Source organism: Curtobacterium sp. 'Ferrero', from assembly GCF_002412165.1.
Lineage (GTDB): Bacteria > Actinomycetota > Actinomycetes > Actinomycetales > Microbacteriaceae > Curtobacterium.
The window spans coordinates 61,816-88,569 of sequence record NZ_NXIA01000012.1; the positions used below are offsets into that span (position 1 = coordinate 61,816).

Consider the following 26,754-nt stretch of genomic DNA (forward strand, 5'->3'; position numbering starts at 1 on the left):
GCGCCCGGGCGACCAGACGATCGGGCGGATCACCGACCGGGGTCCCCGGACCGTCGGCGATCCGTGGGTAGGGTGCGCGCATGGACTGGTGGAACGAGCTGACCGACTGGACCGCCTCGGACGACGGCTGGCGCGTGCTCTCCGGCGCGATCATCCCCTTCGTGGCCATCGTGGTGGCGGGTGTCGTCGCCGCGCTCATCGGCCGGGGTGCGACGAAGCGCGTCGTCGCCCTGCAGGAGCGCGAGGCGAAGAACGCCGCCGTCGCCGCGATCATCTCCGCGGCGCGCAAGGCCGCGACCTGGGGGTCGCTCGGTCACGAGGAGCGCGCATACGCCGATCACCTCGCCGAGGATGCCGACGTCCGACTCCGACTCCTCCCCGTGTCCGGGTCGCCGCTCGCCGCCAACTGGGCGCAGCACGAGATCGCCGACATCAAGAAGAACTCCTCGACGTTCAGCTTCCAGGCCGAGCAGTCCCTGGCCGAGTTCCGCGATCGGCTGCTCGAGTGGCAGGCCCGTCCCGGTCGCGCCCGCAAGCTCTTCAAGTACGACCTCGAGCGGTGGAAGTTCGAGACGCCGGACCCTGACGCCGACCTCGTGCGCCGGCAGCAGGACTGGAACGCCGACCAGGCCGCGGGTCGCGCGGCTGCGCCGTCGACACCGACCACCACGGCGCTGCGCCAGCCGGGAGGCGCGCCCTCCTCCGCCCCGTCCGCTGCGGGTGGCACCGCGGCTGCGGCCGGCACCGCGGCTGCGGCCGGGTCGTCGGCGACGGGTGCCGACACGTCGGCGACCACGCCGCTCTCCGACGGCGGTCGGCCGCTGTCCGACGGACTCACCCGGCCCTACGGCGGAGACGTCTCCGCCCCCGCCTCGGGCTCCGCGCCGATGCGGCCGACGCTGGGCACGCCCGGCCGACCGACAGCGGAGGACGCCGGAGACGACGACGCGGTCGACGACCGGTCGAGTGCCGGCGCGCTCGGCGACGGGTCGAACCCCGGCTCCGCCGACCGCCCGGTCCCGCCGCCCGTCGCCCGTCCGACCGCTGCCGACGCACACGTCAACCGTCCGGCATCGACCGTGGCGACGCCCGCCACGAAGTCCGTCCCCACGCGCGTGCAGGGCGGTCCGGCCGAACCCGCCGACGCGAGCGAGACCGACGAGGCGCCGTACACGCAGCCGATCAGTGCGAGTGAGCTCCGCCGCCGGTCGTCCGACGACGACTGATCGCCGAGCGACGCTCGGACGACGAAGGCCGCCTCCCGATCGGGTGGCGGCCTTCGTCATGGTGCCCCCGGCAGGAATCGAACCCGCGACACGGAGGGTAGAAACCACCTGCTCTATCCACTGAGCTACGGAGGCGGACGGCGACGATTCTAGTCCGCAGGTCCCCGCGACGAGGACGCGCCTCGGTGCGGGATCGAGACGGTCCTCCGGGCGCAGCACCCGTCGATGCTAGCGACCCGCGTCGGCGTTCACGAGGCCTCGGTGAGGTCGTACACCGTGACACCGCCGATCGAGGTCGCAGTGAAGTGCTCCTCGACCCAGTTCGTGATGGCGGACGCGCTGTCGTCGGAGTCCTGCGACGACCCGGTTCCGCTGGCGATGAAGTAGTGCACCGCACCGTCGGCCACGTCCTGCTCGAACTCGGCGAGCGTCGGTGACGGATCCGTCCCGTTGAACCCACCGATGGGCATCACGGCGTGGCCGGTGGCGAGCTGGTACGAGGCGGCACTGTTCGACCCGACGGTCGCGGCGACCCAGGTGTAGTCGTCGGCGTCGGCAAGCAGGGCGGACCGGAGTGCGCTGGCGACCTCGGTCGAACCGCCGAGCAGGTTCGCTGCGCCGCCGTTCCCCGAGGGGCCGCCGCCCGCACTGCCGTCCGAAGCGCTGCCCGGGGTGGAGGGAATGCCCGCTCCCTGACCACCCTGACCGCCCTGACCCGACTGGCCCGTGCTGCTCCCGCCCGCCGGGCCACCACCAGGCATGCCACCCTGCGCCCCGCCGCCCGTGCCTCCGCCCGCGCCGGCGCCCGCTCCGCCTCCGGTCGGAGCACCCGCGCGTCCACCTCCGAACCCGGTCGTCGTCACCGACGGTCCGGCCGACGGGAGCGCCCCCGTGTGCGCCGTCGTGACCGTCTCGATCGAGGACGCCGTCGGACCGAGGAGGCCGGTGACCGCAGCGCCGACCACGACGACGACCGCGAGCGGGCGGTTCCAGCGCGCGGGGATGACTTCCCGACGCCCACCGGACGCGGGGTGCGTGGCGGGGGTGGGCACTGCCTCCCATCCGAGCGGGCGGAAACCGCCACCCTCGGCCGCTCCCGACCGACCGAGATCGCCCACTCGCGCACCCACGCCCGCGCCCGCCCCCGATCGACCGAGATCGCCCGCTCGCGCATCCGCGCCCGCTCCGGTACGCGCACCCGCGCTCGCCGCGGTCGCGCCCGCCGCAACCGCTCGTCCCCACGGCACCAGCACGCCAACCGCGGTCACGGCCCCGGCCACGAGCACCACCCACCGGATCCACGGCTGCCACGAACCGGTCTCCGACAGCAGGTGCCACTGCCACACCACCGTCACCACGACCGCCGCTGCCGCCGCACCGCGTGCCCACCAGGACCTCCGGCGCTCCCACAGCACCCCGGCGCCGATCCCGACGAGTCCCGCGATGAAGGGGGCGAGCGCGATCGTGTAGTACGGGTGGAAGATCCCGCCCATCAGGCTGAACACGACGCCCGTGACGAGCAGGGAGCCGCCGAGCAGCAGGACCGTGGCGAGCCGCACCGAGGTCCGCCGTCGGAAGCCGATCGCCACGAGCGACGCGACGAGCAGCAGCAGCGCGGTGGGCAGCAGCCAGGTGATCTGCCCGGCGAACTCGGGGCCGAACAGGCGCAGCAGTCCGGTGGACCCCCACGACCCCGCTCCCCCGGTGCCGCCGGGGACGACGCTGCCGGCCTCGTCGCCGGTGACCCGACCGAGTCCGTTGTAGCCGAACGTCAGCTCGAGGAACGAGTTCGTCTGCGAACCGCCGATGTAGGGGCGCGCAGAGGCCGGGACGAGTTCGACGATCGCGACCCACCACCCGGCCGACAGCACGACGGCGAGCGCCGCCCACAGCAGGTGCACGATCCTCCGGCGGAGCGGCAGCGCCGAGCAGTACAGGTACACCCCGACGAGCACCGGCAGCACGAGGAAGCCCTGCAGTTGCTTGGTGAGGAAGGCGAACCCGACCGCGATCCCGGCCCAGACGACGTACCGGAGCCGCCCGGTCTCGACACAGCGCAGGACGAGCCAGATCGACAGCACCGTGAGGAGGGTGAGGAGGGCGTCGGGGTTGTCGTACCGGAACATCAGCGCGGCAACGGGTGTGGTCGCGAGCGCAGCACCGGCTCCGAGGGCCGCTGCGGCGGAGAAGCGCCGACGGACGATCGCGTACAGCAGGGCCACCGACGCGACGCCCATCAGGGCCTCGGGGACGAGCAACGACCAGGAGTTGAGACCGAACAGCCGGACCGAGATGCCCATCACCCAGAGGAACGCCGGCGGCTTGTCGACCGTGATCGAGTTGCCCGCGTCGGAGGAGCCGTAGAAGAACGCCTCCCAGCTCTGGCTGCCGGCCTGCACGGCGGCCGCGTAGAAGGCGTTCGCGTACCCGTTGACGCCGAGGTCCACGAGGTACAGCACTCCCGTGGCGAGCAGGAGGCCGAGCAGGGCGGGGCGTTCCCACCGTGCCGCGTCCGCCCGTCCCCGGACGAGTCGTCGTGCCCACCGCCCGACGGGCACTGTGCGGCGGGTGGAGCGCGGGAGCGGGCGGTCGACACCGGAAGCGGTCATGCGTCCACCCTCGGCAGGGGTCCTTGCGGGTTCCGGTGCCGCTGCCGGACGGCGGCCGGACGATGCCCATGAGCGCGGTAAGTCCTCCGGGAAGCTGAGGCCGGGCCCGGAGCCCATCGCGTGCAGCGCAGCCGCTCCGTTCCTGAGCATGTTCACCGCTGGCCGACTGCCGTTCGACTGGCCGACACCGAGCCTCCCTAGCGTGCGGACCGTGACGAGCCTCGGACGTGTCCTCGCGGTGGTGCCCGCCCGCGCCGGGTCGAAGGGCGTGCCCGGGAAGAACCTGCGGACGGTCGACGGCCGGTCGCTCGTCGCCCGGGCCGTGGACGCGGCGCTGGCGACGCCGGCCGTCGACACCGTCGTGGTCACCACGGACGGCGCGGCGATCGCGGCGGAGGCCCGGGCCGCCGGCGCCCTCGTCGTCGAGCGACCCGAGGCCCTCGCGGTCGACACCGCGTCGAGCGAGTCGGCCCTGCTGCACGTCCTCGACGAGCTGGAGCGCGAGCACGGCAGCGTCCCCGAGGTGCTCGTGTTCCTGCAGGCCACCTCGCCGTTCCAGGAACCCGCCGCGATCCAGGAAGCCGTCGAGCGCGTCCGGACCGGTGCTGCCGACTCGGTGTTCGCCGCAGCGCCCTCGCACGCGTTCCTCTGGCGGGTCGACGCCGAGGGGCGTGCGGTCGCCGTGAACCACGACGCCGCCGTCCGTCCCCGTCGCCAGGACCGCGCGCCGGAGTTCCGCGAGACGGGCGCCTTCACCGTCATGCGGACCGCCGGGTTCCGGACGCACCGGCACCGGTTCTTCGGTCGGACCGAACTCGTCGTCGTCGAAGCGACCACCGCGATCGACATCGACGACGAGAGCGACCTGTCGCTCGCCGACGCGCTCGCGCGGACCCGGCTCGCGGCGCGAGACGCCCTCGCGCGGACCCGGTCCGCAACGCGAGACGCCGAGCCGACCGACGCGCCGATCGCCGCGCGGCCCACGACCCCGTCCGGCACACACCAGACCCTGCAGCACCAGCCCTGATCGGAGCACCATGACCGTCACCATCGGCTCGTCGACCATCGGCGCCGGCCACCCCGCCTACCTCATCGGCGAGATCGGCCTCAACCACAACGGCGACGTCGAGATCGCCAAGCGACTCATCGACGTCGCCGCGGACGCTGGACTGCAGGCGGTGAAGTTCCAGAAGCGCACCCCGGCGATCTCCACGCCCGAGCACATGAAGGACACGCCGCGGAGCACCCCCTGGGGCGAGATGACCTACCTCGAGTACCGGTACCGCGTCGAGTTCGACCGCGACCAGTACATCGAGATCGGCGACCACGCGACGCTCCGCGGGCTGGACTGGTTCGCCTCGCCGTGGGACGTGCCGTCCGTGGCCTTCCTCGAGGACCTCGGCGTCGTCGCGCACAAGATCGCGTCCGCGTCGGTGACGGACACCGAGCTCCTCTCGGCCGTCGCCGCCACCGGCAAGCCCGTCATCCTCTCCACCGGCATGTCGACGCTCGAGCAGATCGACCGCGCGGTCGAGGTCCTCGGCACCGACCGGCTCGTCCTCATGCACGCCACCTCGACGTACCCCCTGCCCCCGGAGGAGGCCAACCTCCGCATGATCGACACCCTGGCCCTCCGGTACGCGGGGGTCCCCGTGGGCTACTCAGGGCACGAGCCCGGCCTGCAGATCTCCGTCGCCGCCGTGGCACTCGGCGCGACCGCTGTCGAGCGGCACATCACGCTCGACCGCACCATGTGGGGCTCGGACCACGCCGCCTCGCTCGAGCCGCACGGCCTCCGGACGCTGGTGCGTGACGTCCGCATCGTCGAGACCGCGCTCGGCGACGGCGTGAAGCGCATCTTCCCCGGCGAGGAGGCGCCCCTCGCCAAGCTCCGCCGTGTGGTCGCGTGACGAGTGGGGTCGCGTGACGGTCGGGGCCGCGTGACGGGCGCGGTCGGCGTGACGGGCGGGACGGGCGCCGTCGGTGCCACCTCCGGACGGGAGGCACGGATCACCGATCCGACGCCGCCGCGCCCCCGCCGCGTGGTCGGCCTGGTCGACACGGACTCGTTCGCGAAGTGGGGCGCGCATCTGCTCGACCGCGCCCCCGCACACTGGCAACTCGAACTGCTCACCCTCGCCACGCCGAGGTCGGCGAGCCCCGGCCAGCTCCGCGCTGCGTTCCGAGGCCTCGGACCCCGGCTGGCAACGCTCTCCGAGGCTCCCCCGCGGCCGCTGCACGTCGACGTGGTCGTGCAGCGTCTCGCCGAGGACCCGCCCGACGTCGTCCTCGTCTCGTGCATCGGGCCGGTCGCCGAACTCGTGATCGAGGAGGTCGTCCGTCGCATCCCGCGCCGCCCGGTGCTGCTGACCGGACTGCCCGGCATCTCGTACCCCGCGAAGTGGAAGGGCGTGTTCCTCCGGGCCCGGGCGGACCTGTTCGTCCTGCACAGCCACCGCGAGGTGCGGGCGTACGAGGAACTCGCTCGCGAGGGCGGCCTCGAACCGGCCTTCGCCCTGGCGACCCTCCCGTTCATTGCCGGCCCCCGTCGTCCCCTCGCAGCCCGCCTCGATGTTCCTGCGCTCCGCCCGGACCCCGACGTTCCTGCGCTCCACCCGGACCCCGAGCGGGCGAAACCCGTGCCCGATCGCGTTCCGACCCCGCACAATTCGCCCGCGCACGAGCACGCACCCCACCCCAACCCCGAGCGGGCAGAATCCGCACGCGATCGCCTTCCGACCCCGCACAATTCGCCCGCCCACGAGCACGCGTCCCACCCCAACCCCGAGCGGGCAGAATCCGCACGCGATCGCCTTCCGACCCCGCACAATTCGCCCGCCCACGAGCACGCGTCCCACCCCAACCCCGAGCGGGCAGATTCTGCCTCCAATCGCGCTCCGACCCCGCACCTTTCGCCCGCTCGCGAGGATGTGGTCGTCCAGAACTCCCTCACGCGGCACGGCGGAGCGGACGTCCACTGCCGCGAGCGGGCGGAATCCGCTCAGTACGGCGAGCCGCAGCCGCACGATTCGCCCGCTCGCGCATCAGGCGGTGACGACACGGGCGCGAGCACGGACGGGAACGGGCACGACACCGGGAACGGGAACAAGAACGGGAACGGGAACGACACCCGCACCGACACCGGGAACGGCCCCGGGGACGCCCTCGGCCCGGGGCGCCGGGACTCGGTCGTGTTCGCGGCACAACCGAGCGTCCCGGCAACGCGGGAGGAGCGGGCGTTCCTCATCCGCAGGCTCGCCGAGACCGCCCGTGCACACCCCGAGTGGCGCGTGGTGATCAAGGTCCGCGCGACCTCCGGCGAGCACCAGACCCACCACGAGGAGCACCCCTACGCGGAACTCCTCCCCGTCGACGCCCCGCCGAACCTCGTGGTCGAGTCGGGTCCGATGGCCGAACACCTCGCCCGGGCCGTCGCCCTCGTCACGGTGAGCTCGACCGCGGTGCTCGAGGCCGTCGCCGCGGGCGTGCCGGCCCTCACCCTCACGGACTTCGGGGTCTCCCGGCAGCTCATCAACGAGGTCTTCGTCGGCAGCGGCCTCCCTGGCGACACGGACGACCTCGTCGCCGGGCGGTTCCGGACGGTGGAGTCCGCCTGGCTCCGCGACAACGGCTTCCACCCGCCGTCCGACGACGACTGGGCGCGCCGGGCCGAGGGGCTCATGCTGCTGCGGGATGCGGGAGCGCTCGAGGACCGGCCGGCGGCCCGGCGCAGCCGGGGCGGGGCGCTCCGCCGGGCCTGGGAGCGGAAGAACGCGCTCGGGCGTGATGACCGCTCGGCGATGGGCAGCGTGGCGCTGATGGTCGGGACGCCCGTCCGCTGGACGAAACGGGTCGTCAGGAAGGTGATCCGTGCCTCCAGGCCGGAACCCGAGCCCGTCGGGTCAAGGTGATCCGTGCCTCCAGGCCGGAACCCGACCCCGTCGGGTCAGAGCGCCTTCGCGACCGCGACCAGCAGTTGGTCGCGCGTCGGCACGCCGGGTGAACGGAACGCCTCGGATCCGTCGTCGCGCCGCACGATGATCGTCGGCGTCGAGCGGATGCCGAGGCTTTCCACCTCGTCCGGATGTGCAGCGACGTCCCGCTCGACGACGGTCAGGTCGGGCACAAGTGCCGCGGCTTCGGCGGACACCCGCCGAGCCGCCGCGCACGGCGCACAGAACGCCGAGGTCCAGAGGTCGAGTCGCACGTCGGACGACAACGCGCTCCGGGTGCGGTCTACTCCCGGTCGAACTCGCCGGATCGGTCGCCGCGCTCCTGCAGGTCGTCGACGGGGTCGGAGTCGGAGGGGTCGTAGGTGTACTCGGCGGAGGTCTGGTCGAGGACCTGGCGCGCCTTGGTGAGGCGGTAGGCGAAGGCGGTCTGGAGCCCTTCGACGTCGGCGTACACGGTGATCTCGTCGTCCAGCGCGTCGCTCGTCGCGGTGCGGGTGTCGGTCGTGCCGTCGAAGGGGCCGCCGTGGAAGATCGCGGTGTACTCGGCGCCCTCGGAGATCGTGATGTCACTCATGCATCCCTTGTACCAGGGCGCACCTGGTGGACGGGGCACCGGCACCCGGTGGCACCGGCGCCCGGTGGGCGAGGGTCACCGGCATCCGGTGGCCGCGCGGCGGCAACACCCGCCCCGGGTGCCGCGCGGCGGCGACACCCACACCAGGTGCCCCGGCGGCGACTCCGCTTGACCGATGCATAGCCCTGCTATATAGTTCATGCATGGAAACATCGCGGGAGCAGACGATCGAGACGCTGCTCGTGTCCGTGAACCGCCTCATCCGCACCGCGGTCCGGGCCACGGGGAACACGACCTCGCCGGCCGTCTGGCGGACGCTCGGCATCCTCGAGACGGAGGAACCCCTGCGACTCGGCGAGCTCGCGGCCGCCTCACGCGTGGCCCAGCCCACGATGACCCGCCTCGTCTCGAGCATGCTCGACGACGGCCTGGTCGTGCGCGAGGTCGACCCCGACGACTCGCGCGGACAGCTCATCTCGCTGACCGACGCCGGCCGCGACCGCCTGGTCGCCTGGCGCGCCACGCTCACCCGCACCGTCGGCCCGATGTTCGCCGACCTCAGCGACGACGAGTGGGACGCCCTCCACGAGGCAGCCGCCGTCATCACCTCCCGCAGCTCGACCACCACACGAACGGAGATCACCGCGTGAACGCCCACGCCCCCGCTGCCTCGGGCAGCATCCTGAAGCAGTCCTCCGCGGTCTGGGCCATCGCCTTCGCCTGCGTCGTCGCCTTCATGGGCATCGGCCTGGTGGACCCGATCCTGCCCGCGATCGCCTCGTCGCTGCACGCCACCGCCGCGCAGACGGAGCTGCTCTTCACGAGCTACCTGGCGGTCACGGGCGTCGCGATGTTCTTCACGAGCTGGGTGTCCAGCCGCATCGGCCCGAAGAACACGCTGCTCATCGGACTCGCGCTCATCGTGGTCTTCTCGGTCCTCGCCGCGACCTCGAACAGCGTGTGGAGCATCATCGACTTCCGCGCCGGGTGGGGCCTCGGCAACGCGCTCTTCATCTCCACCGCGCTCGCGACGATCGTCGGTGCGGCCTCCGGCGGGACGGCCTCCGCGATCATCCTGTACGAGGCGGCGCTCGGCCTCGGCATCGCCGTCGGACCGCTGGTCGGCGGCCTGCTCGGCTCGGTGAGCTGGCGCGGCCCGTTCTTCGGCGTGACGACCCTGATGGCGATCGCGTTCATCGCCATCGTCACCCTGCTGAAGTCGTCCGGTCTCGAGAAGCCGACCCCGACGAAGCTGTCCGCCCCGTTCCGTGCACTCGGACGCCCGGCACTCGCCGCGCTCGCCGTCACCGCGCTCTTCTACAACATCGGCTTCTTCGTGCTGCTGGCCTACACCCCGTTCCCCCTCGGGTTCGGTGCGCTCGGCATCGGGTTCACGTTCTTCGGTTGGGGCGTGGGACTCGCGATCACCTCGGTCTGGGTCGCCCCGATGCTCACCGCTCGGCTCCGGCGCACGACCGTGCTGAAGATCGCGCTGCCGCTGTTGGCGCTCGACCTCTTCGCCGCGGCCGTGGTCGTGACGTCGCAGGTGGGCCTGATCATCTGCGTCATCGTCGGCGGGCTCGTGCTCGGTGTCCTGAACACCGTCCTCACCGAGTGCGTCATGGAGGCCACGGACCTGCCGCGTTCGGTCGCGTCGAGCGCCTACTCCGCCGTGCGGTTCATCGGTGGTGCGATCGCCCCGCCGGTCGCGACGCTGCTGGCCGACGCCATCGCCCCGTCGGCCGCGTACGTCTTCGCCGGGCTGTCGGTCGCGATCGCCTTCGTGGTCGTGGTCGCGACGACCAAGGTGCTGCGCCGGGTCGACGACGGTGCGGAGCCGGCCGCGGTCGAGGCCGAGGCGGTCACCGCGGGCGAGATGGTCTGAGGCCAGCGGTCGGTCCGGAGCGGGTCGCGCCCGGACCGGGCTCGGGCTGGGCCCGACTCGGGCTGTTCCGTGAGGGCGGGGTGCACGCGCACCCCGCCCTCACCCTGTGTCCGGGCTCGGATGTCGCGAGGTGGGGCGCCGCCGGTTCCGGGTACGCCCTGCGATCCCGCCCGGTCGCGAGCGGGCGGAATCGCCGCGTTCCACGGGCGCGGACCGTCAGGAAACGCCCGCTCGCGGGACAGACAGGAGGCGTGCCCACCTCCGCCACCCCGGTCCCGCCCGCCAACACACGAGCGGGCGAAAACGCCACGCCCTACTCCCCGCACCGTCAGGAAACGCCCGCTCGCGGGACAGACAGGAGGCATACCCCACCCCCGCCACCCCGGTCCCGCCCGCCAACACGCGAGCGGGCGGAAACGGTACACCCCTCCCGCGCGCACCGTCAGGAAACGCCCGCTCGCGGCACAGACGGGAGGCACACCCACCCCGCCACCCCAGTTCCGCCCGCAAACACGCGAGCGGGCGAAAACGCCACATCCCTCCCGCGCGCACCGTCAGGAAACGCCCGCTCGCGGCACAGACGGGAGGCACACCCACCCCCGCCACCCCAGTTCCGTCCGCAAACGCGCGAGCGGGCGAAAACGCCACACCCCTCCAGCGCGCACCGTCAGGAAACGCCCGCTCGCGCACGGCTGGCACGACGGGCATGACGGACGTGGGGCACCGCGGCACCCACCGGACCCGGGCGGCGCTCGACACGGGAATAGGATCGAGCACATGGCAACAGCGAACGACCGCCTCGTCTGGATCGACTGCGAGATGACGGGCCTCGACCTCGAGGTCGACGAGCTCGTCGAGGTGGCCGTCGTCATCACCGACTTCGACCTCGTTCCGGTCCACCCCGGCTTCGACATCGTCATCAAGCCCGACCAGTCCGCGCTCGACAACATGAACGAGTTCGTGACGAACATGCACACGACCTCGGGGCTCATCGACGAGATCCCGAACGGCGTGTCCCTCGCGGACGCCGAGTACCAGGTGCTCGAGTACATCCTCGCCCACGTGCCGGGAGAGGGCACCGCTCCCCTCGCGGGCAACACGATCGGAACCGACCGCTCCTTCCTCGCGAAGTACATGCCGCGGGTCGACAACCACCTGCACTACCGGAGCGTGGATGTGTCGAGCATCAAGGAGCTGTGCCGGCGCTGGTTCCCGCGCGTGTACTTCAACGCCCCCGAGAAGCACGGTGGACACCGCGCCCTGGCGGACATCCTCGAGTCGATCCGTGAGCTCGAGTACTACCGCCGCGCCGGCTTCGTCGCCGAGCCCGGGCCCTCCACGGAGGACGTCCGCGCCGTCCAGGCCGAAGTGGTGGCGAAGTGGCAGCCACGCCTCGAGCCGCAGGCCGCGGCACCCGCCGAGTGACGCAAGCCGCGGTACCCGCCGAAACACCGGCCGGGACTCCCTCCGGATGACGCCGGCCGCGTGATCACAGCTGCGTGACACCGGCCGAACGACGTCAGACGCGCGACACCGGCCGCGCGACACCGGCGACCACCGACGTGGTCCGGACGGGTCCGCGCATGTACTACTATTGAACGGTCGCTCCGGTCAGCCGGTGCGGACGTGGTGGGTATAGCTCAGTTGGTAGAGCGCCTGGTTGTGGTCTAGGAGGTCGCGGGTTCGAGACCCGTTACTCACCCCATGTCGAAGGGCCCCGTCTCCGGACGGGGCCCTTCGTCGTCCCGACGGGCGACGGGCGCCAGCACCCGGACCAAGACCAGCACCCGGACCAGGAGCACCACCAGGACGCGTGGGATGATCCCTCCGTGATGGAGATGTCCCCCGAAGACTTCGAGGACCTCGTGTCGGACGAGCTCGACCGACTGCCCGAGGACATGCTCGCCGGACTCGACAACGTCGTGTTCGTGGTCGAGGACGAGCCCGAGGACGGCTCCGACCTGTTCGGTGTCTACGACGGCATCGCCGCGACCGAGCGTGGTCAGTACGGGTTCGGCGAGCTCCCGGACCGCATCGTCGTGTTCCGGAACGCGCACCTGGCCGAGTGCGGCACCGAGGACGAACTCCGGGACGAGGTCCACACGACCCTCGTGCACGAGATCGGGCACTTCTACGGCATCGACGACGACCGGTTGCACGAGCTCGGATGGGCCTGACCGCACGCGACGCCCGACCGCACCCGACGCCTGACCGCTCTGGACGCCTGCCCGCACCCGACGCCTCACGCCACCCGACGCCTTCCCCCACCCGACGCCTGACCCCGCCCCGAAAGCTCCCGCCTCAGGTCCGCAGCACCACGTCCGCCAGCGAGCGCGGGTCCTCGAGCGCGATGAACGCCCGCTCCTGCGCCGCCCACCGCTCCCACTCGCGCGCGAACACCTCGCCGTCCCGTTCGATCGCGCGCCGCCGCCGGACGGCGTCGTCGGCCTCGAGCCAGATCCGCAGGCTGGCCAGCGGCGCGGACCGGCGGGACAGGGCACCGCACCCCTCGACGACGACCGGGAGGCGCGGGTCGACCGCCGTCCACCCCGCGGGTTCCGAGGTGGTCCAGTCCCAGCGCCGGTAGCCGGAGCGCGGCCCGAGCAGGTCGGTGACGACCGCCTCGGCGGCGGCCCGGAGTCCGTCCCACCCCGGGTACACGTCGTCGAGGTGCACGACCTGCGCGTCCAGCTCGGCGGCGAGGGCGTCGCCGAGCGTGGTCTTGCCCGTCCCGGAGCGCCCGTCGAGCAGGACCACGACACGCTGCCCGGGCGGCGCGGCGGCCGTCGCGCGCGCCGCGAGGGCGCGTGCGTCCGCCGCGGGCCCGGTCACACCACCCGCCGGACCACCCACCGACGCGAGCGGATCGTGGGGGGCGATCCGCGCCTCCCGGCCGTCGGGGTCAGGCACGCCAGGTCCCCGCTGCCACGGCGACCGTGATCGCGACCGCCCCGATGCCCACCAGCACCGCGACCATCGCCCATTCCGGCCCCGCGAACCGGGCCGGCCGGGCCCACGTCCGCCTCCCGGGCGCACCGAAGCCACGGGACTCCATTGCGACGGCGAGGGTGGTCGCCCGGCGCAACGCGAGCACGAGCAACGCGAACGCCATCGACGCACCGCGTCGGATGCGTCCGGTGTCGGCGAGGCCCCGCGCACGACGGGCCATGGCGAGCTGCCGCCAGTCGTCGCCGAGCAGGGTGATCATCCGCACGGCGGCGAGGGCACCGAGCACGAACCGGGCCGGCAGCCGCAGCACCTGCGCGAGCCCGTCCGCGAGGTCCGTCGGGTCGGCGCGGACGAACAGCACGATCGCGGGGAGCCCGACGGCGAGGACCCGGAGCGCGGTCGCGAGGGCGAGGGTGAGCGATCCGTCGCTGACCTCCGCGAAACCGAGGGAGAACCAGGTCCGGCCGGACGGGCGTCCGTACAGGGCGATCCCGACGGCCGTGAGCGGGACGGCGACGAGCACCGGCGCGGTCCGGACCAGGAGCGTCCGGACCGGGATGCGCAGCAGCGGGAGCAGCGCGACCTCGAGGGCGAGCGCGACGGCGGCGGAGACGACGTCGAGGCTCAGCACGAGGCACACCCCGAGCGCCAGGACACCGACGAGCGACGCCACGGGCTGCACCCCGCGGATGCCCTGCGGAGTGGGTGGCGGCCCCTCCTGGCCGGGAGGCACGGGCCGGCTCCCACGCGCCCGCGCGCGGACCGGGGCGGTCACGACCGCACCCCTGGGGTCACGCCCGCCGCGGGGGCACCGGACGGGCGGGCGCCCGACGCGGGCGCATCGGACGGGCGGGGTGCTGGAGGGCGAGGTGCTGGAGGGCGGTCGTCCGACGCCGTCGGCGCCGGCGCCGCCAGGCCGTCGCTCCCGAGCACCAGCTCCTCGGCGTCGAGCGCGCGCACGAGGTCCCGGTCGTGCGTGACCGCGACGACGGCCGTCCCGGCGTCCGCGAGGGCACCGAGTGCATCGACGACCGCGGCCCACGTGGCGCGGTCCTGCCCGGAGGTCGGTTCGTCGAGCACGACGACGGGCGGTCGGCTCGCGACGACGGCGGCGATGGCGAGTCGGCGTTGCTCCCCGCCGGACAGCGTGAACGGGTTCTGCCCGGCGAGGTCGGCGAGGCCGAACGTGTCGAGCAGCTCGTCGACGCGGTCCTCCAGGTCGGGGCGGGCGAGCGCGCGGGGGCCAGCGGCGACCTCGTCGCGGACGGTGCCGGCGACGAACTGGTGCTCCGGGTCCTGGAACACGGTGCCGGTGCGGGCGGCGAGCTGGCGGCTGGACCAGGCGGACGGTGTCGGCCCGGCCTCCCCGGCGAGCGCCGGCTCGGCGTGCAGGCTCCCTGCCGCGGGCCGGAGCAGGCCGGCGAGCGTGAGGCCGAGCGTGGACTTCCCGACGCCGTTCGGGCCGGTGACCGCCACGACCCGCCCGGCGTCGACGTCGAGGTCGATGCTGCTGCCGACCCGGTCGCTGCGCCGACGACCCCGCGCGGTGCCGAGGTCCCGCGCGCGCAGGAGTCGTCCGCCGGGGTCCGGTGCCGGGTTCTGGCGGGCGCTCCCCCGTCCGGGGTGCTCGCCCGGCACCCACACCCCGGCCGCGGTGAGGGCGGCGGCGTGCTCGGCGAGGACGACGGCGGGGGTTCCGTCGGCGACGACCCCGCCGCCGGGTTCGAGCAGCACGAGCCGGTCGACGAGGTCGAGCCAGGTGCCGATGCGGTGCTCCACCACGAGGAGCGTGGCGCCGGTGGTGTCGAGGAGGGCTCGGACCGCCTCGTGCACCTGGGCGACGCCGTCGGGGTCGAGGTTCGCGCACGGCTCGTCGAGCACCAGGGCGCCGGGCTGCATCGCGAGGACCCCGGCGAGCGCGAGCCGCTGCCGTTGGCCACCGGAGAGCCGCGCGGTGGAGCGGTCGAGCGGCAGGTCGAGGCCGACGACCCCGAGCGCGTGCCGCACCCGCCGCCAGGTCTCGTCGCGGGGGACGCTCGTGTTCTCGCAGCCGAACGCCACGTCGTCGCCGATGCGGGACATGACGGTGTGCGCCTCGGGGTCCTGCATCACCAGGCCGACCCGGCCGCGGGCGTCCTGGGGGTCCGCGCCGTCGACGAGCACGCGGCCCTCGACCTCGGCGGCGGTGTCGTCGTCGGTGTCGGGTTCGTCCGGCAGCACCGCGGCGACGGCCCGGAGCAGGGTGGACTTGCCGGCACCGGACGGTCCGACGATCGCGACCCGCTCCCCGGGTTCGACGACGAGGTCGACACCGCGGACGGCCCAGGCGGTGCGTTCCGGGTACCGCCAGCCCCAGCCGTCGAAGACGAGGCGTGCGGCGCCGGTCACGGGGTCGGGCGACGCCGCGCGTGCTCACGTCCCGCGGCGAACTGCGACAGGACCCCGGTGCGCGCGAGCGCCCGGACGAGGAACCACGAGCCGATGCCGGCGATCACGGCGCCGGACACGACGGCGCAGACGATGTAGACGGCCTTGAAGGCGACGTCGTACGCGGGGTACCAGATGACGGAGTCGTTGATGCCGAGCGCGAGCCCTGCGGCGGCTCCGGCGAGCGCGACGACGGGCAGCCGGTACGACCGGTAGAGGAAGAGTGCGAGGACGACCTCGGCGCCGAGGCCCTGCACGAGACCGGCCTCGAGCGTGCCCCAGCCCCACTGGGTGCCGAGGAGTGCCTCGACCGAGGCGGCGACCATCTCGCCGTAGAGCGCCGCGCCGGGCTTCCGGACGACGATCGCGACGACGGGGCCGGCGAGCAGCCACACGCCGCCGAACAGCGACTGCGTGCCGGGGAGCAGCAGCTGCATCCCGGCGCCGATCGGCTCGTAGCCGAAGTCCCAGAGCTTGAAGACGACGCCGAGTGCGACGGCGAGGACGCTGGCGACGACGATGTCGACGACCCGCCAGCGGAGTGAGCGCTTCGGGGCCGGGACCGCCCGGTCGGTGGGCGTGACGGTGGACTGGGTGCGCGAAGGCATGGTGGGTACTCCTCCCTGCGCCGGCATGATCCGGATCAGGTTCGACGGTCGGAGCGCCGTTCGCTCCCTCTCAGCCCGGTGACCGGACTCCCGTGTGTGTCCCAGCAGTGTACTGCGGTCCACGCGGGGTGCGCGCGGTCCGCGCAGGACGGCTTGGAGGCGCAGGGCGCCGGTCCCCACGCGCCTCCAGGCCGTCAGGCGGTCACTTCTTGAGGACGCGCACCAGCTTGCGCAGGACGGTCCCGGTGACCCAGATCACCGGGATGCTCACCGCGAGGAGGGAGATGAGGTTCGGCTCGAACTCGAGGTCCTTGCCGGGGCGTCGGACGTAGGCGCCGAGCGGCACGGAGGCGCCGCCGCCACCGCCGCCGCCGTTCTCGTCGCCGTCCCCGCCGCCGCCGAAGCCGAACCAGGCGATGGAGACGGGGATGAGTGTCTGGTCGCCGACCTCGACGGGCTCCCCGTAGTTCGTGCTGACCCCGACCGGGCGCACCTTCTCTGCGATCTGACTCACGATGTTGGCCATGGGCGCGAGGGTACTCGGCGGTCCCTCCACAGCGCGGCGCTCCCGAGAGTTCATCCACCGGTGCGGGCTTGTCTGCGGACGCACACGGCCCGCGCCGATATGTTGGCGCAACCCACACCTGGAGGACCGTTTGCACACCTGGCCCGGAAACCCGTACCCGCTCGGCGCGACCTACGACGGCAGCGGCACGAACTTCGCGCTGTTCAGCGAGACCGCTGAGCGCGTCGAGCTCTGCCTGTTCGACGACGACGGCAACGAGGAGTGCGTCGACCTCGTCGAGGTCGATGCGTACGTGTGGCACGCGTACCTGCCGAACGTCGGACCGGGGAAGGAGTACGGCTTCCGCGTCCACGGCCCGTACGACCCCGCGAACGGCCTGCGCTCGAACCCGAAGAAGCTCCTGCTCGACCCGTACGCGAAGGCGACCAGCGGCGACATCGACTGGGACCAGTCGCTGTTCTCGTACACGTTCGGCGACCCGGACTCGACGAACGACGAGGACTCGGCACCGCACATGATCAAGGGCGTGGTCATCAACCCGTTCTTCGACTGGCAGGGCGACCGGGCGCCGCGCACCCCGTACGGCGAGACCGTCATCTACGAGGCGCACGTCAAGGGGCTCACCGAGACCCACCCGGACGTGCCGGAGGAGCAGCGCGGCACGTACGCCGGCGTCGCCCACCCCGCCGTCATCGAGCACCTGCAGCGCCTCGGCGTGACCACGCTCGAGCTCATGCCCGTGCACCAGTTCGTGAACGACTCGACCCTGCAGGACAAGGGGCTGTCGAACTACTGGGGCTACAACACCATCGGCTTCTTCGCGCCGCACTCGCACTACTCGTCGTCGGGCGACCGCGGGCAGCAGGTGCAGGAGTTCAAGACGATGGTGCGCGAGCTGCACCGTGCCGGCATCGAGGTCGTCCTCGACGTCGTCTACAACCACACCGCCGAGGGGAACCACCTCGGCCCGACGATCTCGTTCCGCGGCATCGACAACCCGGCGTACTACCGCCTGGTCGATGACGACAAGCGGTACTACATGGACTACACGGGCACCGGCAACTCGCTCAACGTCGGGCACCCGCACTCGCTGCAGCTCATCATGGACTCGCTGCGCTACTGGGTGACCGAGATGCACGTCGACGGTTTCCGCTTCGACCTGGCGTCGGCGCTCGCCCGTGAGTTCTACGAGGTGGACCGGCTGTCGGCCTTCTTCGAACTGGTCCAGCAGGACCCGATCGTCTCGCAGGTCAAGCTCATCGCCGAGCCGTGGGACGTCGGCCCCGGCGGGTACCAGGTCGGCAACTTCCCGCCGCAGTGGTCGGAGTGGAACGGCAAGTACCGCGACACGGTCCGTGACTTCTGGCGCGGCGAGCCCTCGACGCTCGGCGAGTTCGCGTCGCGGATCTCCGGTTCGGCCGACCTGTACGAGCACGACGGTCGCACGCCCAAGGCGAGCATCAACTTCATCACCGCGCACGACGGCTTCACGCTGTACGACCTCGTGGCCTACAACGAGAAGCACAACGAGGCGAACGGCGAGGACAACAACGACGGCGAGAGCCACAACCGGTCCTGGAACTCGGGTGCCGAGGGGCCGACCGACGACGAAGCCGTGAACGATCTGCGCCTGCAGCGTCGGCGGAACTTCCTCGCCACCCTGCTGCTCAGCCAGGGCGTGCCGATGATCGCGCACGGCGACGAGCTCGGCCGGTCGCAGTCGGGCAACAACAACGTGTACGCGCAGGACTCCGAGCTGAGCTGGATCGACTGGGAGACCGCGGACGAGGACCTCATCCAGTTCACGGCCGAGGTCGTCAAGCTGCGCCACGACCACCCGACGTTCCGGCGCACCCGCTACTTCAACGGCCGGCCCGTCCGCCGTGGCGAGGGAGAACCGCTCCCCGACGTGGTCTGGCTCACCCCGGCCGGCGAGGCGATGGACCCCGAGGACTGGGACTCCGGATTCGGCAAGAGCGTCGGCATGTACCTGAACGGGGACGGCATCCGCGGGCGCGACGCCCGTGGCGAGCGTGTCACCGACGTCGGGTTCATCACGTACTTCAACGCCCACGACGACGTCGTGACCTTCACGCTGCCGCCGGAGGAGTACGCGCCCGGCTGGACCGTCCGGATCGACACCGCGCACCCGGGTGCGCGTGACGAGGTGCACGAGGCCGGGTCGGCGCTCGACGTCCCGGCACGGTCGATGATCGTGCTGCGCGCCGAACCGGACCACGAGGTCCGGGTGACGCCGGTCGACGTGTCCGCCGAGGTGCCCGCCACCCCGGCCCCGCAGGACGCCGTGACCCCCGCGAACCCGGCCGGTGCGCCCGCTCCGAGCGCCGGCGGCTCGCGATGAGCGGCGGCCGTCCGCGGCACGCGACCTCGACAGCGCGACGCGTCCCGGTCTCGACGTACCGCCTGCAGGTCACGGCGGACTTCGACCTGACCGCGGCCCGGGACCTCGTCGACTACGTCCACGACCTCGGTGCCGACTGGCTGTACCTGTCGCCTGTGCTGCAGGCCGAGCCCGGTTCGCAGCACGGGTACGACGTGGTCGACCACACGCACGTCGACGACGAGCGCGGGGGCGACGCCGCGCTCCGCGCCCTGGCCGAGGCCGCGCACGCGGTCGGGCTCGGGGTGCTGGTCGACATCGTGCCGAACCACGTCGGTGTCGCCACCCCGTCGGTCAACCCCTGGTGGTGGTCGCTGCTCGAGCAGGGGCAGGGCTCCCCCGTCGCGTGGGCGTTCGACGTCGACTGGGAGGCCGGCGACGGACGCATCCGGATCCCGGTGCTCGACGACCGGCTGCTCGACGGCGTGACGCTGCGCGACGGACGTCTGTACCTGGGCGACACCGCCTACCCGACCGCGCCGGGCACGGTGCACGAGGGCGACTCGGTGGCCGACGTGCACGACCGCCAGCACTACGAGTTCGTGCACTGGAAGCGCGCGGACCACGAGCTGAACTACCGACGGTTCTTCGCCGTGAACACGCTCGCCGCGATCCGGGTCGAGGAACCCGAGGTGTTCGCCGCCTCGCACACCACCATCGGTGCGTGGTTCCGCGACGGGCTGGTGGACGGACTCCGTGTCGACCACCCGGACGGCCTGTACGACCCCGCCGGCTACCTGCAGGACCTCGCCGACCTGACCGGCGGCGCGTACGTCCTCGTCGAGAAGATCCTCGAGCCCGGCGAACAGCTCCCGGCGTCGTGGCCGGTCGACGGCACGACCGGGTACGACGCCCTCGGCGTGCTCGACCGCGTCTTCGTCGACACGGCAGGCGCGGAGGCCCTCACCGCCGCGTCCGGCGCCGAGCCGACGGACTGGCAGCAGCTGACGCACGACACCCGCCGCGGGATCGCCGACGGCATCCTCGGCAGCGAGGTCCGGCGGCTCGCCCGGCTCCTCGCGCCGGTGGCCGGCGACCTCCCCGAGGAGCGGGTCGTGGACGCGGTGGCCGAGATCGTCGCCTCCTTCGACGTGTACCGCACCTACCTGCCCGAGGGCTCCCACCACCTCATCGCCGCGCTGGAACGCGCCGCCGAGGCCCGGCCGGAGCTCGACGACGTGATCGACCGCATCGCGCCGGCCCTCGTCGACCCGTCGTCGGCCGCGGCGCTCCGGCTGCAGCAGACGTCGGGGATGGTGATGGCGAAGGGCGTCGAGGACACCGCGTTCTACCGGACGTCGCGCCTCACGAGCCTGAGCGAGGTCGGCGGCGACCCGAGCGTGTTCGCGGTCTCCGTGGACGACTTCCACCAGGCGCAGCGCGACCGGCAGGGCAGCTGGCCGCACACCATGACCACGCTCACCACGCACGACACCAAGCGCAGCGAGGACACCCGCGCCCGGATCGCCGTGCTCGCCGAGCTCGGCGACGAGTGGGCGTCCACGCTCGAGCGGCTGCAGTCGCTCGCGCCGCTCGAGGATGCGGTGCTCGCCGACCTCCTCTGGCAGGCGATCGTCGGCGCACGACCCGCCAGCCGGGAGCGTCTGCACGCCTACGCGGAGAAGGCTTCGCGCGAGGCCGGGGACAGCACCACGTGGACCGACCCCGACGAGGACTTCGAACGCCGCATGCACGCGCTCGTGGACGCATCGTTCGACGACCCCGCGGTCGTCGCGGTGCTCGACGCCCTCGACGAGCGGATCGACGCCGCCGGGTGGTCGAACGGCCTCGGGACCAAGCTCGTGCAGCTGACCGCGCCCGGCGTGCCCGACGTCTACCAGGGCACGGAGTCCTGGGACCGCTCGCTCGTCGACCCCGACAACCGGCGCCCGGTGGACTACGCCGAACGCCGGCACGTGCTCGCCACGCTCGACGGTCCGGAGGAGTCCGGCCCCGAGCGGCTGCCCGCGATCGGCCCGGACGGCGCCGCGAAGGTGCTCGTGACCAGCCGTGCGCTCCGCCTGCGCCGCGACCACCCGGAGCTGTTCACCCGGTACCTGGCGTTGGAGGCCAGCGGTGTCGCCGCCGACCACGTGGTCGCGTTCGACCGCGGCGGCGCCGTCACCGTCGCGACCCGGCTGCCGATCGGGCTCGAGCGCGTCGGCGGGTGGGGCGACACCCTGGTCCACGCGGCACCCGTCGACCGCGTGGACCTGCTGACCGGGAGGCGCGTCCCGGCGTCCAGGGGCATCCCCCTCGCCGAGGTGCTCGCCGACTACCCCGTCGCACTGCTCGTGCCCGCCGACGTCGTCGACGAGGCCGACCACCCGACGGAGCGCGGCGTCGCCGACGGCTCCGCCACCACCGTGACCGACGCGCAGGCCGAGGTCGAGATCCTGGAGGGCCACGCATGACCGTCCCCGCCCGTTACGCCGTCTGGGCTCCCCTCCCGGATCGGGTCCGGCTCGTCGTCGACGACGTCGAGTACCCGTTGACACGCGGCGACGACGACTGGTGGTCCACCGACGAGGTCCTGCCGGTCGTCGGAGCCCGCTACGGCTTCCGCATCGACGACGACGACGCGGTCCGCCCCGACCCGCGCAGCCGGTTCCAGCCGGAGGGCGTGCACGGGCCGTCCGAGGTCGTGGACCCGGAGCGGTTCTCGTGGACCGACGACGAGTGGACCGGCCGGCCCGCCCGCGGCGGGGTCGTCTACGAGATGCACGTCGGGACCTTCACGCCCGAGGGCACGCTCGACGCGGCGGCCGCCAAGCTCGAGCACCTCGTCGAGCTCGGCGTCTCGTTCGTCGAGGTGCTCCCGGTCAACGGGTTCAACGGCGAGTGGAACTGGGGGTACGACGGGGTCGCCTGGTACGCCGTGCAGCACACGTACGGCGGTCCGGACGCCTACGACCGGTTCGTCGACCGGGCGCACGCGCTCGGCCTCGGCGTCATCCAGGACGTCGTCTACAACCACCTCGGCCCGAGCGGCAACTACCTGCCGCTGTACGGCCCGTACCTGCTGCAGGGACTCGGCAACACGTGGGGCGACTCGGTCAACGTCGAGCACCCGGAGGTCCGCCGGTACGTGCTCGACAACGTCCGGATGTGGTTCCGGGACCACCACGTCGACGGGCTCCGGCTCGACGCCGTGCACGCGATCCGGGACACCACGCGGCCGCACGTCCTCGCCGACATGGCGTCCGAGACCGATGCGTACTCGTCGTTCGTCGGGCGTCCGCTGTCGCTGATCGCGGAGTCGGACCTCAACGACCCGATCATGTTCCGCCCGCGGGAGGCCGCCGGCTACGGGCTCGCCGGGCAGTGGTCCGACGACTTCCACCACGCGGTGCACGTCGCGCTGACGCGGGAGACGACCGGCTACTACGCCGACTTCGAGCCGCTGTCGGCGCTCGCGAAGGTACTCGAGGACGGGTTCTTCCACGACGGCACCTGGTCGTCGTTCCGGCGCAAGCGGCACGGACGACCGATCGACCGGGGGACCTCCCCCACGACGGCGCTCGTCGTCGCGAACCAGAACCACGACCAGATCGGCAACCGTGCTGCGGGTGACCGGCTCGCGGCGACCCTCGACGACGAGTCGCTGGTGATCGCGGCGGCGCTCACGCTCCTCGGCCCGTTCACGCCGATGCTGTTCATGGGCGAGGAGTTCGCCGCGTCGACACCGTGGCAGTTCTTCACGTCGCACCCCGAACCGGAGCTCGGCAAGGTCACCGCCGAGGGGCGCATCAAGGAGTTCGCCGAGCACGGGTGGGACGAGTCGGTCGTGCCGGACCCGCAGGACCCGGAGACGTTCCAGCGGTCGAAGCTCGACTGGTCGTCGCTGTCCGGCGACCGGGAGTCACGGATCCTCACCGCCTACCGGGTGCTCATCGCCCTGCGGCGGACCGAGCAGGCGTTCGTCGACCACCGGTACGAGGCGAACGCCGTGCGGTTCGACGAGGATCGGCGGTGGCTCGTGCTGACGCGCGGCGTCCTCGGGCCGGACACGGCACCGGTGCACGTCGTGGTGAACCTGCTGGACGAGGCTGCTCAGGTCCCCGTGCCGGGTTCGTCCGGCGAGGAGCTCTACCGGTTCGGCGAGGCCACCGTGGACGCCGGCGGCGTGCGGTTCGGCGGCCGCGGCGTGGTCGTCGTCCGCTGACCGGAGCGGCACCCCGCACGACGGACGACACCCCGCACCGGATCAACGGTGCGGGGTGTCGTGCTTCGCGCAGGCGCGACTCCCGGGGCAGAGCGCTCAGGCGATGTGTGCGTTGGTGCGGACGGAGGGCAGGCGTCGGTGGTCGCGCACGAGGGAGCGTGCTTCGCGCAGACGTCGGTCGATGCCCCACTTGGTGACCAGGGTCAGTGATTCGCGGACGATGTTGCCGCTCATCTTCGAGACCCCGTGCTCGCGTTCGGTGAACGTGATCGGCGTCTCCACGACCCGCAGTCCCGCCTCGAGGGCCCGCCAGCACAGGTCGACCTGGAAGCAGTACCCCTTCGACGCCACCCCGGACAGGTCGATCCGTTCGAACGCGTCCGCGGTGAACACCCGGAACCCGCCGGTGGCGTCTCGGACCGCGATGCCCAGCGCGAGGCGGGTGTAGAGGTTGCCGCCGCGGGAGAGCGCCTCCCGGTACCAGGGCNAGAGCGCCTCCCGGTACCAGGGCCAGTTCTCCACCCGGCCGCCGCGGATCCAGCGGGAGCCGAGCACGAGGTCGTTGGTGTCGGCGAGTTCGAGCATGCGGGGCAGGTACTCGGGGTGGTGGGAGCCGTCGGCGTCCATCTCGACGAGCTTGGTGTAGCCGTGCTCCAGGCCCCACGCGAACCCGGTCAGGTACGCCCCGCCGAGTCCGTCCTTGACGGTGCGGTGCAGCACGTGCACCCGGTCGGTCTCGGTCGCGAGGTCGTCGGCGATCCGACCGGTGCCGTCGGGGGAGTTGTCGTCCACGACCAGCACGTGCACGGAGTCGTCCGTGGCCGCGAGGGTGCGCGACACGATCGGACGGAGGTTCTCCGCCTCGTCGTACGTCGGGATGATGACCAGGGACTGCGTCATGGTGCTCCTTGCTCGGACACCGAACCTACCGGCCACCGGGTGCGAGGGGACCGCGACCCCGCTTCGAACGTGGACAGGATGCTGCAGGCCTGCCCGGACGCGGGCCGTGAACGCGCCGAACGGACGACGGGAGGCACGGTGCGGACCCGCACCGTGCCTCCCGTCCGGTCGTGCGCCGGGCGTCAGGCGGGACGCGAGGCGGGCGAGACCGTCTTCGCGACGTCGCGCTCGGGGATGTCGCCGAGGGCCGCGTCGATCGCGGCCAGCGCGTCCGCGTCGAGCTTCACGCCGGACGCCTTCACGTTGTCGGTGACCTGCTCCGGGCGCGAGGCACCGACGATCGCGCTCGCGACGTTCTCGTTCTGGAGCGTCCACGCGATCGCGAGCTGCGCGAGCGTGAGGCCGGCCTCGTCCGCGACGGGCTGCAGGCGCTGCACGGCCTCGAGGACCTCGTCGCGCATGAACCGCTTGATCATGTCGGCGCCGCCCTTCTCGTCGGTGGCGCGCGAGCCCTCGGGCAGCGGCTGGCCGGGCTTGTACTTGCCGGTCAGCACGCCCTGCGCGATGGGCGACCAGACGATCTGCGACAGCCCGAGCTGCTTCGAGGCCGGCACGACCTCGCCCTCGATGACCCGCCACAGCATCGAGTACTGCGGCTGGTTCGAGATGAGCTGGAAGCCGAGCTCCTTCGCGAGGGCGGCGCCGGCGCGGATCTGCTCGGCGTTCCACTCGCTGACGCCGATGTAGAGCGCCTTGCCCTGCCGGACGACGTCGGCGAAGGCCTGCATCGTCTCCTCGAGGGGCGTCTCGTGGTCGTAGCGGTGCGCCTGGTAGAGGTCGACGTAGTCGGTCTGGAGGCGCTCGAGCGACCCGTCGATCGACTCCATGATGTGCTTGCGGCTGAGGCCGACGTCGTTGTGCCCCTTCGGCCCGGCCGGCCAGTAGACCTTCGTGAAGATCTCCAGCGACTGGCGGCGCTCACCCTTGAGGGCCTCGCCGAGGACGGTCTCGGCGGCGGTGTTGGCGTACGTGTCGGCGGTGTCGAACGTGGTGATGCCGGCGTCGAGCGCTGCCCGCACGCACTGGGTGGCGACGTCGTTCTCGACCTGCGAGCCGTGCGTCAGCCAGTTGCCGTAGGTGATCTCGGAGATCTTGAGTCCGGAGTTGCCCAGGTACCTGAATTCCATGGTGCCGACGGTAGCGGAGCGGCGGCGCGCGTGAGGGGTCGTGGTGGTACCCGTCGGTGGGTCGACGGGTCGGTGGGTCGGTGGGTCGGCTGGTCGGCTGGTCGGTCGCCCGCTTGTTTGCTCCCCTCAGGCCCCGTCCCTGTCCGCGAGCGGGCGTTCCCGGCCGGTGCTCGTCCACCGTGCCCGCACCTTTCCCCCGCTCGCGACGCGGAGCCGCCGCTCACGGCGCCACCCGAGCGCCCGCCCGCGCCGTTCCTCCACAACGCGCCCGCAGAGGCGTTCCTCCCCAGAACCGCGCCGCGACCGCCCACGGGACGATCCGGCCCGCAACACTCGCTCCATGACCGCCCGACGCCCGCTCCCACCAGCCCTCCGCGGCGGCCCGTTCCGGGTCCGCGACGCGCTGCGACGAGGCGTCTCACCCGGCCGGCTCCGCGCCCGCGACCTCGCTCGCCCCTTCCACGGAATCCGCGCTCCGGGCGTGCCGTCCTCAGCGGAGGGCCGCGCACGAGCCCTCGCCCCGCGCCTTCGGAAGGACCAGGTCTTCAGCCACCGGACGGCCGCCGGGATCCTCGGCATCCCGCTCCCCCACGGGCTCGAGCGCGATCCCCGCGTGCACGTCACGACGATCGGCACCGACCAAGCCCTGCGCGTCCGCGGAGCGATCGGCCACCGGACCCGAGCCGGACGCGTCCGGACCGTGTTCTCCGGTACGGCGCAGCTCACCCACCCGGCCGACACGTTCGTGATGCTCGGCCCGCTCCTCAGCCTGGACGAGCTCATCGTCGCCGGGGACGCGCTCGTCGGGTGGCTCGGCTGGTGCACGATCGAGGAGCTCGTCTCCGCAGTCCGACGACATCGAGGGTCCCGCGGCCTGCGGACCGTGCGCGCCGCGCTCCGGGAGATCCGCCCCGGCTCCCGTTCCCCCGGCGAAACCCGACTCCGGCTCGTCCTGACCCGTGGTGGCCTCCCCGAACCCGCACTCAACCACGACGTGGTCGAGGACGGCCGCTGGGTCGCCTGCGTCGACCTCGCCTTCCCCGAGGCGCGGATCGCGATCGAGTACGAGAGCGACCTCCACCGCACCGACGCACGGACGTTCCGGAAGGACCTCACGCGAGGAGAACTCCTGAAGGACGTCGGATGGTGGCTCGTCCGCGCCACCGCGGACGACGTCGACGTCCTCGCCGAAGCCTTCGTCCGTCGCGTCCGCCGGCTGGTCGCCACCGGGGCGGACGGGAGGCACGACATCCGTCCTCAGGGCGGCCCGCGGACATTCGCGTGAACATTTGGTTGACGCTTCAACCAATCCAGTGCAGAATGGCGTACGCTCAAGTCGATGCA

Annotated in this window: 21 protein-coding genes, 2 tRNA genes, 2 pseudogenes and 1 riboswitch; of the genes and pseudogenes, 13 read left to right on the forward strand and 12 right to left on the reverse strand. The window is 72.6% G+C overall.

What is annotated here, in order from left to right:
- The first annotated feature begins 80 nt into the window (after positions 1-80).
- A complete protein-coding gene (locus Csp2054_RS18150; protein WP_096899478.1) occupies positions 81-1,226 on the forward strand; it encodes a hypothetical protein in 1,146 nt (381 codons plus the stop codon).
- A 59-nt stretch (positions 1,227-1,285) separates the two neighbouring features.
- Here the strand turns inward: Csp2054_RS18150 and Csp2054_RS11645 are convergent.
- Together Csp2054_RS11645 and Csp2054_RS18655 are read right to left on the reverse strand one after the other, a co-directional pair.
- Positions 1,286-1,361: transfer RNA gene (locus Csp2054_RS11645), tRNA-Arg, on the reverse strand.
- Between the two features lie 113 nt (positions 1,362-1,474).
- Positions 1,475-3,835 (reverse strand): ArnT family glycosyltransferase, encoded by a 2,361-nt coding sequence (locus tag Csp2054_RS18655; protein ID WP_096899479.1) that lies wholly within the window; start codon positions 3,833-3,835, stop codon positions 1,475-1,477.
- A 211-nt stretch (positions 3,836-4,046) separates the two neighbouring features.
- Here Csp2054_RS18655 and Csp2054_RS11655 point away from each other — a divergent pair, with 211 nt between their 5' ends.
- From Csp2054_RS11655 to Csp2054_RS11665, 3 genes are read left to right on the forward strand one after another with little or no spacing between them, the layout of a single operon-like run.
- A complete protein-coding gene (locus Csp2054_RS11655) occupies positions 4,047-4,862 on the forward strand; it encodes a cytidylyltransferase domain-containing protein (RefSeq protein WP_255252717.1) in 816 nt (271 codons plus the stop codon).
- Between the two features lie 10 nt (positions 4,863-4,872).
- Positions 4,873-5,745 carry an N-acetylneuraminate synthase family protein gene (locus tag Csp2054_RS11660; protein WP_096899480.1) on the forward strand — a complete coding sequence of 291 codons (873 nt, stop codon included), beginning with the start codon at positions 4,873-4,875 and terminating at the stop codon, positions 5,743-5,745.
- Positions 5,746-5,775: 30 nt separating this feature from the next.
- Positions 5,776-7,746 carry a DUF6716 putative glycosyltransferase gene (locus Csp2054_RS11665; RefSeq protein ID WP_096899481.1) on the forward strand — a complete coding sequence of 657 codons (1,971 nt, stop codon included), beginning with the start codon at positions 5,776-5,778 and terminating at the stop codon, positions 7,744-7,746.
- Positions 7,747-7,781: 35 nt separating this feature from the next.
- On the opposite strand, the gene Csp2054_RS11670 is transcribed toward Csp2054_RS11665, so the two are convergent.
- The gene (locus tag Csp2054_RS11670; protein ID WP_096899534.1) at positions 7,782-8,042 is read right to left on the reverse strand and encodes a thioredoxin family protein; all 261 of its coding nucleotides are present in this window, start codon (positions 8,040-8,042) and stop codon (positions 7,782-7,784) included.
- Between the two features lie 29 nt (positions 8,043-8,071).
- Positions 8,072-8,362 (reverse strand): hypothetical protein, encoded by a 291-nt coding sequence (locus Csp2054_RS11675; protein ID WP_096899482.1) that lies wholly within the window; start codon positions 8,360-8,362, stop codon positions 8,072-8,074.
- 203 nt (positions 8,363-8,565) lie between these two features.
- Between Csp2054_RS11675 and Csp2054_RS11680 the strand changes: the two genes are divergently transcribed.
- The 5 genes from Csp2054_RS11680 to Csp2054_RS11700 all read left to right on the forward strand — a co-directional run bounded on the left by Csp2054_RS11680 (position 8,566) and on the right by Csp2054_RS11700 (position 12,424).
- Positions 8,566-9,012 carry a MarR family winged helix-turn-helix transcriptional regulator gene (locus tag Csp2054_RS11680; protein ID WP_096899483.1) on the forward strand — a complete coding sequence of 149 codons (447 nt, stop codon included), beginning with the start codon at positions 8,566-8,568 and terminating at the stop codon, positions 9,010-9,012.
- Positions 9,009-10,247 (forward strand): MFS transporter, encoded by a 1,239-nt coding sequence (locus Csp2054_RS11685; protein WP_096899484.1) that lies wholly within the window; start codon positions 9,009-9,011, stop codon positions 10,245-10,247. Before Csp2054_RS11680 ends, Csp2054_RS11685 begins: the two co-directional genes overlap by 4 nt.
- Positions 10,248-11,024: 777 nt before the next feature.
- Positions 11,025-11,672, forward strand: a complete 648-nt coding sequence (gene orn / locus Csp2054_RS11690) for an oligoribonuclease (protein WP_096899485.1) — start codon at positions 11,025-11,027, stop codon at positions 11,670-11,672.
- A 204-nt stretch (positions 11,673-11,876) separates the two neighbouring features.
- A tRNA-His gene (locus tag Csp2054_RS11695) sits at positions 11,877-11,952 on the forward strand.
- Between the two features lie 127 nt (positions 11,953-12,079).
- Positions 12,080-12,424, forward strand: a complete 345-nt coding sequence (locus tag Csp2054_RS11700) for a metallopeptidase family protein (protein ID WP_096899486.1) — start codon at positions 12,080-12,082, stop codon at positions 12,422-12,424.
- 124 nt (positions 12,425-12,548) lie between these two features.
- Here Csp2054_RS11700 and Csp2054_RS11705 read toward each other — a convergent pair whose 3' ends face one another.
- The 5 genes from Csp2054_RS11705 to Csp2054_RS11725 all read right to left on the reverse strand — a co-directional run bounded on the left by Csp2054_RS11705 (position 12,549) and on the right by Csp2054_RS11725 (position 16,757).
- Positions 12,549-13,157, reverse strand: a complete 609-nt coding sequence (locus Csp2054_RS11705) for an ATP-binding protein (RefSeq protein WP_255252719.1) — start codon at positions 13,155-13,157, stop codon at positions 12,549-12,551.
- The gene (locus tag Csp2054_RS11710) at positions 13,150-13,929 is read right to left on the reverse strand and encodes an energy-coupling factor transporter transmembrane component T family protein (RefSeq protein WP_096899487.1); all 780 of its coding nucleotides are present in this window, start codon (positions 13,927-13,929) and stop codon (positions 13,150-13,152) included. The genes Csp2054_RS11705 and Csp2054_RS11710 overlap by 8 nt, the downstream gene beginning before the upstream one ends.
- Positions 13,930-13,967: 38 nt before the next feature.
- Positions 13,968-15,584, reverse strand: coding sequence for an ABC transporter ATP-binding protein (locus tag Csp2054_RS11715; protein WP_096899488.1), 1,617 nt, complete (start codon positions 15,582-15,584; stop codon positions 13,968-13,970).
- Positions 15,581-16,231: an ECF transporter S component gene (locus Csp2054_RS11720; RefSeq protein WP_096899489.1), complete on the reverse strand. Its 651-nt coding sequence runs from the start codon at positions 16,229-16,231 to the stop codon at positions 15,581-15,583. The genes Csp2054_RS11715 and Csp2054_RS11720 overlap by 4 nt, the downstream gene beginning before the upstream one ends.
- Positions 16,226-16,335: riboswitch (TPP riboswitch) on the reverse strand. Its footprint overlaps the gene before it by 6 nt.
- Positions 16,336-16,433: 98 nt before the next feature.
- Positions 16,434-16,757 (reverse strand): hypothetical protein, encoded by a 324-nt coding sequence (locus Csp2054_RS11725; protein WP_096899490.1) that lies wholly within the window; start codon positions 16,755-16,757, stop codon positions 16,434-16,436.
- A gap of 130 nt (positions 16,758-16,887) precedes the next feature.
- Here Csp2054_RS11725 and glgX point away from each other — a divergent pair, with 130 nt between their 5' ends.
- From glgX to treZ, 3 genes are read left to right on the forward strand one after another with little or no spacing between them, the layout of a single operon-like run.
- Complete coding sequence (gene glgX, locus Csp2054_RS11730; RefSeq protein ID WP_096899491.1) at positions 16,888-19,119, forward strand: glycogen debranching protein GlgX; 2,232 nt, start codon at positions 16,888-16,890, stop codon at positions 19,117-19,119.
- Positions 19,116-21,572, forward strand: a complete 2,457-nt coding sequence (gene treY / locus Csp2054_RS11735; RefSeq protein WP_096899492.1) for a malto-oligosyltrehalose synthase — start codon at positions 19,116-19,118, stop codon at positions 21,570-21,572. Before glgX ends, treY begins: the two co-directional genes overlap by 4 nt.
- Positions 21,569-23,323 carry a malto-oligosyltrehalose trehalohydrolase gene (gene treZ / locus Csp2054_RS11740; protein WP_096899493.1) on the forward strand — a complete coding sequence of 585 codons (1,755 nt, stop codon included), beginning with the start codon at positions 21,569-21,571 and terminating at the stop codon, positions 23,321-23,323. Before treY ends, treZ begins: the two co-directional genes overlap by 4 nt.
- Before the next feature lie 96 nt (positions 23,324-23,419).
- Here treZ and Csp2054_RS18560 read toward each other — a convergent pair.
- The 3 genes and pseudogenes from Csp2054_RS18560 to Csp2054_RS11750 all read right to left on the reverse strand — a co-directional run.
- Positions 23,420-23,810 (reverse strand): annotated as a pseudogene (locus Csp2054_RS18560) (dolichol-phosphate mannosyltransferase); the annotation flags it as partial.
- A gap of 1 nt (position 23,811) precedes the next feature.
- A pseudogene (locus Csp2054_RS18565) lies at positions 23,812-24,223 on the reverse strand (glycosyltransferase); the annotation flags it as partial.
- A gap of 182 nt (positions 24,224-24,405) precedes the next feature.
- Entirely contained in the window at positions 24,406-25,410 is a 1,005-nt protein-coding gene (locus Csp2054_RS11750) for an aldo/keto reductase family protein (protein ID WP_096899495.1), read from the reverse strand.
- 340 nt (positions 25,411-25,750) lie between these two features.
- Here Csp2054_RS11750 and Csp2054_RS11755 point away from each other — a divergent pair, with 340 nt between their 5' ends.
- Positions 25,751-26,695, forward strand: coding sequence for a hypothetical protein (locus Csp2054_RS11755; protein WP_141399248.1), 945 nt, complete (start codon positions 25,751-25,753; stop codon positions 26,693-26,695).
- The last annotated feature ends 59 nt before the right edge of the window (positions 26,696-26,754 follow it).